Here is a 12,395-nt window from a genome sequence, read left to right on the forward strand (position 1 = left end):
GCATTCTTCCTCCCGCCTTCCCCCTCACCGTTTTCATCCGTTTTTCCACCGCTTATTTTCCGTTTTCCACCGTTTTTACCGTTTTTCACCATGAACCATACTGATCCCGAATTCGTTCCGGCCGCCGCGCCGCTCGTAAGCTTTCTAAACCCCAAGTGCCAACGGTTCGCGAAGGAGGCCACGACCACACCCGAACCATTTTTCCGGTTAAGCGCTCCTTGCGTATCGATCGGGCAAACACTCTCCCCGGTCTCTTGCCATCTGCCCCGCCGAATTCGACAATGACCAACCCGGCGCGCAGCGCCTATCTCCCTAATCCCTATCCTCTCACCCCTCATCCCTAAACTCTATGCCTAGCTGCGTTTTGGCTTACTCCGGCGGGTTAGATACTTCGGTCATCTTGGGCTGGCTGCAGGAGGAGGGCTATCAGGTTCACGCCGTCTATGTCGATTTGGGCCAGCCCTGCGAAGATCGCCAGGCCATTTTGAACAAAGCCCGGCAGTGCGGCGCGGCCTCGGCCCGGCTGATTGACGCCCAGGAAGAACTCTGCCGCGACTTCGCCTTTCCCGTCATGCAGTGGCAGGCCAAGTACGAGAACATTTATCTCCTGGGCACGTCCATCGCCCGGCCGTTGATCACGAAGAAATGCTTGCAGGTGGCTCGCGAAGTCAAGGCCGACGCATACGCTCATGGCGCCACCGGCAAAGGAAACGACCAATGCCGTTTCCAATTGGCCGCCGACGCCTTGGCGCCGGGCACGCAAGTCATCGCCCCCTGGCGAATCGAAAAATTCCGTCAGCGCTTTCCCGGCCGCAAAGAGATGATCGCCTTTTGCGACCAGAAAAAAATCCCGGTCAAGGCGTCGGTCAGCAAACCCTACAGCAGCGACGAAAACTGCCTGCACATCAGCTACGAGGCCGGCAAGCTGGAAGATTTAACCGTGAACGGCACCGATTTGGTCGATTTCGGCATGACCGTCTCGCCGCAAAAAGCGCCGGATAAAATCGAAACCATTACCCTCGGCTTTCAAGCCGGCGTGCCGGTCACGCTCAACGGCCAAACCAAATCCGCCCTGCAAATGGTGCAGGAGCTGAACAACATTGGCGGACAAAGCGGCATCGGCCGCATCGACATCGTCGAAAACCGCTTTGTCGGCATGAAAAGCCGCGGCGTCTACGAAGCCCCGGGCATGACCATTTTGTACGCCGCGCATCAAGCCATCGAGCAAATCACCGTCGACCGCGATTTAATTCATCTGCGCGATCGGCTGGCTCCGGAAATTGCCGAAATGGTGTATTACGGTTTTTGGTACACCGCCAAAATGGACGCACTCATGGCCTTCATCCGCGAAGCGCAGAAAACCGTCGACGGCGAGGTTACCCTGAATTTGTACAAGGGAAACATCATCGTCGCCGGCCGCAAAAGCCCGAAAAGCCTTTACGACGAGGCCGTCGCCAGCATGGAGGGGGGCGGCAGTTACAATCAAACCGATGCCGAAGGCTTCTTGCGCATCCAAGGCCTGCCGCTGCGAGTGCAAGGCCGCGTGACGCCGCGGAGTTTTTGAATCGGAGGTCGGAGGGGGCAACCGAATGTATCTTCTCGAAAACCCTGTGCTGCAGCGTGAGTTGGTCGTGAATCTGCGCACGGTCCGGGCATTTGTCCTGCTGTTTTTGTACAACGCTCTGTTGGGTTTGGTCGTTGTCTTGGCGTGGCCGCGCGATCGGCAGCTCGATTTAACGCGCAATCCGCAGGCCGCCAAAGATCTCGTGAATTTGTTCTTTCTGGGGCAATACGTGCTGGCCTCGCTCATGGCCCCCAGTTTTGCCTCCGGAACCATTACCGGCGAAAAGGAACGCAAAACGTACGAAATGCTGCTGGCCAGCCCCCTGCGCCCCGCCGCCATTGTGCTGGGCAAGCTCTTGGCGTCGCTGGCTCACTTGGCGATTTTGATATTTTCGTCCCTGCCCATCGTCATGCTTTGTTTGCCGCTGGGGGGCGTTTCGATTTACGAAGTGTTGGCCGCGTATTTAGCGCTAGTGTTGTCGGTGGTCACGTTCGGCATGATCAGCGTGGCCTGCAGCAGTTTCTTTCAGTTCACGGCGGCCTCGCTTGTGGTTTCCTACTTGTTGATTTTGCCCCTGGCCTTGGTCGGGGTGATGACGTGGAACAGCTTGAGCGCCGCCGGCGAATTCCGGCTGCTTCTGGCGGTGACCGTGTTACCGGCAATATGCCTGGCGATTTGCATCCTGCTGTTTTCGGCCACGGCCAAGCGGCTAATGCATCCGCCCGATGTCGGCAGCGAAGGAAACGAAGTGGTCGATATGGAGGAAGAGGCCCAACAGGCCGTCGGGCTGATCATTCAGCGCGATCAATTCCCCGATCGCTTATTTGCCCCGGCCAAGCGTACTACGTTGTTACCCGACGGCGCCAATCCCGTTTACGAAAAGGAAATGCGCAGCGAGATTTTTGCCCAAGGCACGCTCATGCTTCGCTTGGTCATTCAAGTCAGCATGTTCTTGGCGATTCCGCTGATGGCCATCTGTTTGTTTTGGAAGCAAGACCTGGCGCCCTGGTACATCAGCTACGTGGTCCTCTTCAACATGCTCGTGGGACCGGTGTTTTCCGCCGGCAGCGTCACCGGCGAACGGGAGCGCCAAACGCTCGATTTGCTGCTCACCACCATCATTTCGCCCCGGAAAATTTTATTCGGCAAATTAGTGGCCGGGCTGCGAGTTTCCAGCGTGCTCACCGCGTTTTTGTTGTGGCCCTTGGTGCTGGCGTGCGCCATGCCCATGTCGTACTACTGGCACACCTTGCCGTCGATCGGCGCTTATTTGGGCATCATTTTGATGTGTTGTCTGACGACAGCCATTGTTGCTCTTTTTTGCTCCGTTCTGTTCCGCAGAACCGCGCATAGTTTAATGACCACCTATTTGTCCATCATCTTGCTGTTTTGCCTGCCGCTGGCAATGCGGTTCTTCGCGGACCGGTTTTTTCCTCAGGCTGGCGCGACGGCTACGGTCCATTCGCTCGGCATGACAAGTCCCTTTGCCGCGGCCTTCTCGGTGCCGCTTCATTTCGGTGCCCCAGATTTTCCAGATCAGGCCGCTGATTGGCCACTCTACTTTTCTTACCTGGGGTTTTCCAGCGTGCTATGCGCCGTGCTGTTGGCATTGATGCTCTGGCTGTTTCATACCCGCTGGCGCGTGGCAGAGTGAAGGTTTCTTCAGGCGGCGCATGAAAAAAGCCCTGGGACATCAATCCCGGGCTTGAACGACGCAAATTCGTAATTGGTTCGGCAGACAACGCGGGCCGGCGACAATCCGACGGCCCGATTCCAACGCCGCTTATTCAGCTTCGACGCGCAGCCCTTGCACGGGCTCGGTCAAATATCGGTCTGATTCTTGCAGCGAACCCAGTCCCAATTCCACGCGCAATCCGGTTTGCAATTGATTCATTTTCACCAACATTAAGCCGTCGGCTTCCGAAGTGCGGCCTTGGGTGGCGCCCAACAGAAACGCCGTTTGCGGCTGGCTGAATTGCACTCCGTCGCGGGAAGCCGCTAATCGGGTTTCGCCTGTGGCCGGATCAAGCAATTCGCCGCGGTACACTCGATCCGTTGTGGAAATTTCGATACGACTGCCGGGATTTAACTTCGTGAGAGAAAGCTGCCTGACATCATCTCCTCGCGCGATGGCTGCGGCGGCCAATGCGCACAACAAAGCTGTGCTGCGAATTAGCATGATGACGTTCTCCGAATGGATAATGCGAATGCAATTGAGAAGAGGAGCATCCAAAGCCTAGTTCAAAAAATCCTTAACGTACCGGTTATCCCATTCCACACTGCCCGTTGTCTCGAAAATTCATGCTACCGCTTATGAACCTGCACAACAATGAGGATTCTTTCGGTTATCCCGATCGGTTGGGTGACAATGTAGGCCTGGCAAAGTTTGACGATTACAACGGCAAGTCGGGGCTTCCGTTCCCTGGCCGTGATCCCAGAGCACGAATTACATGTTCGTCAAATCATCGCTTCCACCAGGGCCAATCAGGCGGTCCAAGGCCGCGGAGATTTCACCCGCAAACTGCTGGTTCTCCGCATAAATCCGGCAAATGCGATGGGCCACCGGGAGATTGCGATAAAGCAAATCGTCATCCAGCGGCCGTGGCTGACCCAGCGCCGGGTCGAAGAAAAAATTTTGCCCGGCGGCAGGGCCGCGCGTTTCCGGCCGATGTACATGGCGTGCTAAATCAACTTGCAGCGGCATTTCACGTGCTTCCTGCGGCAGCGCGGAGCGCACCGCCTGCTCCACAAATTGGGCATTGCTAAAAATGCTGGCCCCTTCCGCATCGCCGGGACGGTAAACTAGCGTGCGTTGGCAAATCATCTTCCAGCGCACGCGGCGATTCATAAAATCTTGCCAACGCTGGCCGGCTTCACGCTGGGCCGGATCCGCGCTGTTCTTCCACCGAGCAGCGTCGACCAGCAGAGTCCATTCGGTGAAATGCAGGTATTCATCGAGCTTCTCCAGTGGATTGCCAGGGAACAGCCAGGGGCGGCTGGCCGCGAACAAATCTTTCAGCTCCAGGTCGATGGCCCGCACCGTGCGGTGGAAATAAATCGAGCGAAACAATTCCGCCCGCACGCCGATGAACCGCAACAAGGCGTCCAATCCGCGGACGTGTATCGTCAAACCGGCTTCGCTGAAAAAACTATATCGCAGGAGCCGTTCCAAGTCGTAAGCCCGGGTATTGTAGCCTGACATGTATGCGTCCCGGAGCACGAAATCCATGTTGTCGACGGTGTAGATGCCGCTGAATAAACTGCGCAAGAAAGTGAGCCACCGGGGCGGCGGATGGGAGGATGAATTGGACTTTGGGCCGGCGCCCCCTTTTGGGCGCGTAATTAAAAGAGAAATTTGGGCGGGATCAAGCGTTTCATTCTCCTGGAGAGTGCTGTTGGGATTGCGGCGAATGCGGCGGATTAAATCGCCCAGTTCACGCTCGATAATCACGCTCCCCAACGTCTCGTGCGTCAGACCATACATCGACAGATAATGCTCGTCGAAAAAATGTCCAAACGGCCCGTGTCCCACGTCGTGTAATAACCCAGCCATTCGCAGCAAGCACTCCACGTAGCCGCGGCTGGGCACTTCGGGGCAAACGGCGCGCAGGCTATCGTACAAGGCGGCCGTCGCCCGGCTGGCCAGGTGCATCACGCCCAACACATGTTGAAAACGGGTATGCTCAGCCGAAGGAAAAACCCACCAGGCCGTTTGGAGTTGATGAATTTGCCGCAGACGTTGTAGCCACGGGTGGTCAATGATTTGCCGTTCCGAAACTTCCCCCGGTGCTAGCCCTTCGTTCGACACCAGCGGCATGTAACCGTGCAGCGGATCGTAACACAGAGCTTCGCGGCGGAGGTCTGGCATAGTTACGGGGCGTGGGCTTGGGGGATAACAGACGACAGAAAGGAGTTAAGCAATCGCTCCAAGAATTGATGCTAGAACATATTCTTCGCGGTATCCCTTTGATAATGGCTTGGTAATTTGCAATTTGGGCCGAGAAAAGGATTGCCTGTATTTCGCAGTCGCTACAAGTTCACGCATGCACAGTGCTAGCGGTCGCATCCTATCCATCTCGAGTTTGGCTCAAATCACTCCCTGAGCAGGAGTGAACATCCTTCAACGAAATATCAAATGCGACCGTAGGTTACGGCTGGCCATACCGATAAAAACTATACTCCTTCGAACCGGCTGGGTGCGCGCGCCTCGATCACAGCCCACGTGAGGAACTCGTAGGCAACACGTGGACCTTTGATCGCACCCCACCGCCGATGGAGCCGGCCCCGGTCCATGTTGGGCGGATGATGGACGCTGCTGTTTTCTCACCCGAGCTATCCGCCAATATCGCATTGGGATTGTGGAACCGCCGCTTGTCGCGCAGCACAACAAGGAGTCGAAGGTGATGATTCGTCCGTGGCTGGCTGGTTGGGTTGCGGCGGCATTGCTAGTCGGTATCGGCCATGCTCCGGCGCAGGCGGCTCGACCGTCGGATAGTTTACTTCCTGCCGCCACCAAAGGCTATCTGTCTATTCCCGATCTAGCTCAACTACGCGAACAATTCGACCGTTCGCAATTTGGAAAGCTGGCCAACGACCCGGCGCTAGTCCCGTTTGTCGAAGATTTCAAACGGCAACTTCGCCAACAGGGGCTGAAGCAACTGGATCAGTTGGGGCTCTCGTGGGATGGACTCGAAGATGTTCCAGGTGGTGAAATTGCTCTGGCCGTGGTGCAAATTTCCCCCGATGAAGCAGCGGTTGTGATGGTCCTCGACGTCACCGGACACCTGTCGCAGGCCGAGGCCCAATTGGCCAAACTGGGCGACCGGCTGACGCAAAACGGCGCCAAGCGATTACCGCAAAAAGCTGGAGACTCGCTGGTGGTGTATCAGTTGCCCGGCGAGCCCGGTCGCAAAGACGCTCCCACGGCGGCTTATTTCCTGCAGCAAAACATGCTCGTGGCCAGCGACAGTGTTCCTGTTTTGGAAGGCATGCTGCAAGCATTGACCGACGGGCGGGAAGATTCGCTGGCCGGTGTCACCGCGTATCACCAAATCATGTCTCGCTGCGCGGCGTCGGCCGGTGGCTTGGCGCCTAATTTGCGCTGGTTCATCGAACCTTTTGGATATGCAGAAGCATTGCGGGCCGCAACACCGCTGCGTGAAAAGCACAAAGGGCCCGATCTGATCAAGGTATTTAAGGATCAAGGCTTCACGGCCGTACAGGGACTGGGCGGATTTGTGAACTTTTCCGCCGGCAAGTACGAGTTGCTGCACCGGACGATGATTTACGCTCCGCCACTTGCCGGACGGGATTCTCACGATGTCAATAAATACAATCTGGCCGCCCGCATGTTGTGCTTTCCGGCCGGGGGCGATTTGCTGCCTCCAGCCTGGGTTCCACGGGACGTGGCCACCTGTGCCTCATTCAACTGGGACTTGCACACCGCGTTTAACGTCGTGAATTCGCTGGTGGACGAAATGGTGGGCGAAAAAGGAGTATTCAGCGACGTTCTCGATAGCTTGCGTGACGATCCCGACGGCCCGCGCATCGACATCGGCAAAGAACTGGTGGCACATTTGGGAAGCCGTGTGACCGTGATCAGCGATGATGAGCTGCCCATCGGCCCCAAGAGCGAACGCAAAGTGGTGGCCATTGAAACGACCGACGAAACGGCCGTGGCCGCCGCGATTGCCAAGCTCATGGGAGCGGAAAAAGACGCCCATCGCCGCGATTTTGAAGGGCACGTCATTTGGGAACTCGTCGATACGCAAACCGACGTGCCAAAACTCGAAATTGAAGGGCCGGGAGCCATTATCCAGCATGCCGATTGCGATGGACCATCCCATGGCAGCGATAGTCGTTTTTTGTCGACCACGGCCGTCTGCGTCGCCGACGGACAATTGTTCTTGTCGTCCCACATCGCCTTGTTGAAGAAAGTTTTGCAGCAGAACCAGCGTGCTGACGGGCTGGCCACGGCCGACGATTACCGCTTGATTGCCAGTCAAGCGCCTGCCGTGGGAGCGGCTCCGCTCAGTTTCCGCTTGTTCTCGCGGACCGATCAGGAGTTTCGGCCCACCTACGAACTGGTTCGCACTGGCCAAATGCCCCAGTCGGAAACGGTGCTGGGCAAAATTCTGAATGCGATGAGTGCCGACGCTCAGGAGGGCATGCCACGCAAGCAACGGATCGATGGGCATCAGTTGCCCGAGTTCGCCGCCGTGCAAAAGTATTTGGGACCGGCCGGCTCGTTTGTTACGAGCATGGAAGATGGTTGGATGTGCGTCGGCTTGATGATGGCCCCGCAGCCGATTGTCGTGAATGCCCCGGCTAATGCGGAATCGCCCGCCAAAGCGGCGGATTCAGCCACGCCCAAAGTTGGAAAACGGAATTCAAGCGTGGCGAGCCGGCATTAATCGCTACTCTCTTCCGCAGCGCTTTCCGACCGGTTGGTCATCCAGCATTGCGGCGCCCGCCGCTGGCAATTACTCCACCTTTGCCCAAAACGGATGACTCCGATCGCCCCGGGTGCGCACGTCTTCCAGCAGGACCGCAACATCCGGCTTGATATGATTGGGTGATGTCAATCGCGAGCCATTGTGCGTGATCACAATCGGCCGAGAAAAATCCACCATCTCCGGCGCCAACCAAACCGTCGGTTTGCCGCCGGCATGAATGGAAAGGCCGTTGTTGGCCGTGAATGTCGATTCGAACTGAAACAACTTGTCGTCGGGTTGGTAGTTTCGCATCTCCAGCCACCAAAAAAAGTTATCGAACGGGCGCTCGCTGACGGCCGTGAATTGATGTGGGAAAAAGTTGCGTTGCTTGCGCCCCATCCAATCGAACAGCCGCAGAATTTCATCGGAAAAGTTTTCGTGGCCACGGCCTTCATATTCGACCACGGTGCAATCGAAGGCCGCCGAGCGGTTCATATAGCGGTCGAATTCCGCGCCGTTTTTCACCATTTTGTCCCCATCCAGTTCGCCGCAGACAAAATAGAAAGGCAGCTCCGCGGCGTTTTTCCAGTATCGCTGCACCGTCCCATTGGCGGTCGCGACGATCGGAATTACCCCCGCCCACAGGTCCGGATGCGCCAGGCCAATATCCCAGGCGGCGTTGCCCCCGGCCGAATGTCCACTGAGAAATACTCGATCGGGGTCAATGGCGAATCGCCGGCACGCGTCGCGCAACGCCGAGAGCACGGCGTTATGTTCGCGAACCGATCCTTCGTATTGCGTTTGATGCGGGATGGCCCATTCCGGGGCGATGACGATGTATCCGAAGCGGCCCGCTTGGCCATGACGAACGGTGTTCCCGTTCTGCTTAATCTGCGGGCCGGCCCACCAATCGATTTGCTGCTGCGGCGTGGTGGCGCCGCCGTGAAGGGTGACGATGCACGGATAACTGGCGTGGGGATCGTACTCCGGAGGCAACTGTACGCAATACGTCGCATCGGCTTCGTCTTGCAGGCCAGGCACAGATAGCTCGTAATAGCCGGGTGCCGCTTGCTGCGGCGTTTCGACGTTGGGCTTCAAGTGCGCAATTAACGCCGCCAAAAGTTTTGGCGTGGCGGCATCTTGCGATTGGATTTTAGCGAGTAGTTCGTCCCGCTTTAGCTTCACGGTTTCTTGTAGGTACATTTGGACCAGGTTCCTCAACTCCGCCGTCGTCAGCGCCACCTGCAAGTTTTCCGTGGCTTCACCCGCGCCCAACAGCCAACCGCTGATGGCCAGCGCCAGTTTGGAATCGGGCGGCGAACTGTTTTGCGGATCGTCGGCAAACCGCCGATAGGTGGCCATACGCTCCAAGGTGTTCGCCGAAAGCTCCGCGCTGATTTCGTTGACGATGGCCCCGACGCGCTGCCGTAACGCGCCGTCGGGCAGTTGGGTGCTCAAATCGGCCAATTGCTTGATGATGATTTGGCATTGCTCCGTTTGCTGTGTGCATTCCTCCAGCTTGGTTTTCACTTGCTGGAGAATTTGCCCGTCGATCCCTTCGGACGGAAATTGGCTCAGCAGGCTGAAAGCGAATTGATCTTGGCCCGCTTTGCGGCGGATGTCGATTTCCTGGAGCAACTGCTTGGCGCCCAATTGCTTGATTTCGTGGGCCACGTCGCGCAAATTGTCGCGCTCTGGAAACTGCTTCAGCACCTCGTTCAATTCCGTTTCGGCTTCCTGGTAGCGCTCCGCCTGCAAATACAATCGCACCACTTTCAGCCGGTCGTCTAGTTTTTTCGGATCGATGTGCCGGCCGACGATTTCCGACAGCGTTTTTTGCGGTATGGAACTGGTGGCGATGCGCATGTCCCAGATGTACGCCGGCGGGTGCGATACCTGCAGCCCTTCCACGCGGCACCACAGCGGCGTGATCTTCGTGATCCCCTGCACAATGTCGACTCGACCAAGCGGACCGCCGGTCATGGAAAATATGCGGCGCCCATAGGAATCAAACGGCGTGACTTGCAAGATGGCGCCCACGCCGCCGATTTGCAGCCCGGCCGTGGCCACCGCCTGATCGATGTCGATTTCCTCCAACTGTTGCTCGGCCGGCGTGGCTTCCGGGTGCTGGATGAATTTTTCGGGAATGTACGTGCGGCACAAATCGTTATCGATCACGTCGATGAGTTTCGTCGTGGGCGAACTTGCCTGCCCGATCCCCGGATTGGCGATCATCGTGTTCAGGCGCGACAAGCGGCCTTCAATCACCCGGCCATCCTGCAGCGTGAATTTATCGGCCCGGGCCGCGTTGCAAAGCAAGAATAGCAAGAAGGGAACCAAGGCCATCGCAGAAAGCAGCGGATGCAAGCTGGCCACGAAATCGCGCTGCGATTGGCAGATGACCTGGCAAATACGAACGGCGCGCCGATTTATCGATGGCGAAAATCGCGCGATGGTGACAATACTGTTCTGCCGCATGCCGTCCCTCTTCCGGAAACATGAAAACTGCGCCTCAAGCGGCCTATGGTTCTATTCTGACCCGACCTTTGACGATCTGCAATCGAACCTGATAATTGACATGGGCCGTGGAAAACCGCACAATCTCACCCACTTGCATCGTTCTTGCCGGCTTTTGATTTTTGTGGCGAGGGAAGGGAAACACATCATGATTCCGCAGCGTGCTGTCGCCTGGCTGATTGTGGGGGCGTTGGGACTGCCGATTGCCATGTGCCTGCTGTTTGCCCTGGCTCGACTGTTGGAAGCCATGCAAGACCAGGCGGGGGCCGACGTGCTGGGACGCATCAACCTGGGCCTGTTTGTCCTATGGGCGATCAACCTGGTGGGGTTGTTGATTGCCGGGGCCATCAACTCGCTCAACAACCCGCCGCCGGGCTCTGGTCCTGTTCAGCCGTGAGCCGCGCACTACTTCGTTTTTTCCGACCCGACTAGCAATTCGCCGGTTTTCGGATCGTAAACATAATGCCGGTGGGGCGGCAACTCGGGCAGTTCAATTTGGGCCGGCTCGAGAATTTCTTTTTGGAATTCGTTGGCGTCTTTAGGCCAGCGATTGTGGATTGCCTGCCAAATATCCATATCGTGTTTGATTTGGTCCCACGTGATCAGATTCCGCATGCCGAAGAACTGATGAATCGGCTCGGTAATCAGCCCACCGCCATAGCCTTGGCCTTGGACGCCCGTGTTGGCTCCAAGCGTCTCCATCTCCGGCGGACCTTGCTGCACGGCGGGTTGCGCGACGGGCTGAGGTTGAGTCTGTTGTGATTGATCGGGTTGCGGTTGAGCGGGCTGCGTCGGCGTTGATTGTGCCGGAGTTGACGGTGCTGCGGCGCTGGAATCGGCCGCCGGGGCGGGCGTGGCTGGGTTGCTGGCCGCTGGCGGGGCGCCCGCTTTGTGTTCGTGCGCTTCCGGATCGGTTTCGATCTGCGGCGGCATCAACGATTGGGCCGGCGGTCGCTTGGAAGCGTTGTCGGCCATTTGATCGATCTCGTCGCAACCGGAGATTAAAACCGCCAATAGCCCGCCAGCCGTGCACAACACAGCGCCGGAAACAACATGGGCCATCCAGAAACTTCGCCTAGCCATAAATTCCTTCCTCCCGCCAGACAGCCGTAACATTAGCGTGACTTACCACACTACTTATTCTGCCCATCGCGCGCCTTGTTTGGCAATACCCGAGATTGGCCCACTCAATTTTGGGCAAGAAAACGGTCGTTTTTTGAAAGTCCGAAGAAATCTCTAGGGTAGCGGGACGGCGGCTGCCGTATCGCTAGCAGCTGTTCGTTGGCTGCGCAAACTTTTACCTAGAGCGTGATCCCGGCACGATTCCAACTCGCTATTCTTTCGTCTTCGGAATCTAGGTATAACCCGGACTTTTGTGGGTCGAGAAAACAGTTCCCTGCCCCGAATTGTTCACGGCCCGGAAGGAGCCAACATGTCCCCGATCCGATACCGTCGCACGTCTGTGCGAACCGCACTAGGCATCACCAAGGAAGAGAAACGCATCAAGCGTGAATTGGGAATTACTGCGATTTTGAAGCCATTTCGTTGGTGGGGGAACGAAAAACGTAAGATCAAACGCGAGGTCGGCTATTATTCGCCCGAAGCCAAATTTGCTCGGCACTTCTTGCCACGTTCCGTGATCAGGTTGTTCCTGCTGGTCGTTGCGCTAGCGACGATTACGTTCGCGATCTGGGTATGGAATTCAATGAAGGCCCCGGCCACACCAGACAACACGGCCGCAACCGTACACGAAGCGGGTGCACTGCGATAATGGTTAGCATGCCTTTCTCGGGGACCTCTCTTCAGTGGAGAATGTTCACAAATGGCCCTCGATGAGTCGTCGCAGTTGGCTGCTTGGCGTCATGGCGAAACGTGGAGGT

At 57.1% G+C, this 12,395-nt stretch carries 9 protein-coding genes; 5 read left to right on the forward strand and 4 right to left on the reverse strand.

All coding sequences use genetic code 11. The features are described 5' to 3' along the window. Positions 1-349 precede the first annotated feature (349 nt). Positions 350-1,564 carry an argininosuccinate synthase gene (locus VMJ32_10760; protein HTQ39501.1) on the forward strand — a complete coding sequence of 405 codons (1,215 nt, stop codon included), beginning with the start codon at positions 350-352 and terminating at the stop codon, positions 1,562-1,564. A gap of 25 nt (positions 1,565-1,589) precedes the next feature. After that, positions 1,590-3,218 (forward strand): ABC transporter permease subunit, encoded by a 1,629-nt coding sequence (locus VMJ32_10765; GenBank protein HTQ39502.1) that lies wholly within the window; start codon positions 1,590-1,592, stop codon positions 3,216-3,218. A 129-nt stretch (positions 3,219-3,347) separates the two neighbouring features. Here VMJ32_10765 and VMJ32_10770 read toward each other — a convergent pair whose 3' ends face one another. Together VMJ32_10770 and VMJ32_10775 are read right to left on the reverse strand one after the other, a co-directional pair. After that, positions 3,348-3,743 carry a hypothetical protein gene (locus tag VMJ32_10770; GenBank protein HTQ39503.1) on the reverse strand — a complete coding sequence of 132 codons (396 nt, stop codon included), beginning with the start codon at positions 3,741-3,743 and terminating at the stop codon, positions 3,348-3,350. 267 nt (positions 3,744-4,010) lie between these two features. Next, positions 4,011-5,432 (reverse strand): HD domain-containing protein, encoded by a 1,422-nt coding sequence (locus VMJ32_10775; GenBank protein HTQ39504.1) that lies wholly within the window; start codon positions 5,430-5,432, stop codon positions 4,011-4,013. Positions 5,433-5,967: 535 nt separating this feature from the next. On the opposite strand from VMJ32_10775, the gene VMJ32_10780 reads away from it, so the two are divergent. After that, entirely contained in the window at positions 5,968-7,977 is a 2,010-nt protein-coding gene (locus VMJ32_10780; GenBank protein ID HTQ39505.1) for a hypothetical protein, read from the forward strand. Positions 7,978-8,046: 69 nt separating this feature from the next. Here the strand turns inward: VMJ32_10780 and VMJ32_10785 are convergent, their stop codons facing one another. Continuing rightward, the gene (locus VMJ32_10785; GenBank protein HTQ39506.1) at positions 8,047-10,476 is read right to left on the reverse strand and encodes an alpha/beta hydrolase fold domain-containing protein; all 2,430 of its coding nucleotides are present in this window, start codon (positions 10,474-10,476) and stop codon (positions 8,047-8,049) included. 187 nt (positions 10,477-10,663) lie between these two features. On the opposite strand from VMJ32_10785, the gene VMJ32_10790 reads away from it, so the two are divergent. Continuing rightward, on the forward strand, positions 10,664-10,912 hold the full coding sequence (locus VMJ32_10790) for a hypothetical protein (protein HTQ39507.1): 249 nt from the start codon (positions 10,664-10,666) through the stop codon (positions 10,910-10,912). Positions 10,913-10,920: 8 nt separating this feature from the next. Here VMJ32_10790 and VMJ32_10795 read toward each other — a convergent pair whose 3' ends face one another. Next, positions 10,921-11,598, reverse strand: a complete 678-nt coding sequence (locus VMJ32_10795; GenBank protein HTQ39508.1) for a hypothetical protein — start codon at positions 11,596-11,598, stop codon at positions 10,921-10,923. Between the two features lie 349 nt (positions 11,599-11,947). Here VMJ32_10795 and VMJ32_10800 point away from each other — a divergent pair, with 349 nt between their 5' ends. After that, on the forward strand, positions 11,948-12,286 hold the full coding sequence (locus tag VMJ32_10800; GenBank protein ID HTQ39509.1) for a hypothetical protein: 339 nt from the start codon (positions 11,948-11,950) through the stop codon (positions 12,284-12,286). The last annotated feature ends 109 nt before the right edge of the window (positions 12,287-12,395 follow it).

The sequence above is a fragment of the Pirellulales bacterium genome, from assembly GCA_035499655.1.
Lineage (GTDB): Bacteria > Planctomycetota > Planctomycetia > Pirellulales > JADZDJ01 > DATJYL01.

Coding starts and splice junctions, on each gene's coding strand:
- VMJ32_10760 (HTQ39501.1), top strand. CDS start 350: ATGCCTAGCTGCGTTTTGGCTTACTCCGGCGGGTTAGATACTTCGGTC.
- VMJ32_10765 (HTQ39502.1), top strand. CDS start 1,590: ATGTATCTTCTCGAAAACCCTGTGCTGCAGCGTGAGTTGGTCGTGAAT.
- VMJ32_10770 (HTQ39503.1), bottom strand. CDS start 3,743: ATGCTAATTCGCAGCACAGCTTTGTTGTGCGCATTGGCCGCCGCAGCC.
- VMJ32_10775 (HTQ39504.1), bottom strand. CDS start 5,432: ATGCCAGACCTCCGCCGCGAAGCTCTGTGTTACGATCCGCTGCACGGT.
- VMJ32_10780 (HTQ39505.1), top strand. CDS start 5,968: ATGATTCGTCCGTGGCTGGCTGGTTGGGTTGCGGCGGCATTGCTAGTC.
- VMJ32_10785 (HTQ39506.1), bottom strand. CDS start 10,476: ATGCGGCAGAACAGTATTGTCACCATCGCGCGATTTTCGCCATCGATA.
- VMJ32_10790 (HTQ39507.1), top strand. CDS start 10,664: ATGATTCCGCAGCGTGCTGTCGCCTGGCTGATTGTGGGGGCGTTGGGA.
- VMJ32_10795 (HTQ39508.1), bottom strand. CDS start 11,598: ATGGCTAGGCGAAGTTTCTGGATGGCCCATGTTGTTTCCGGCGCTGTG.
- VMJ32_10800 (HTQ39509.1), top strand. CDS start 11,948: ATGTCCCCGATCCGATACCGTCGCACGTCTGTGCGAACCGCACTAGGC.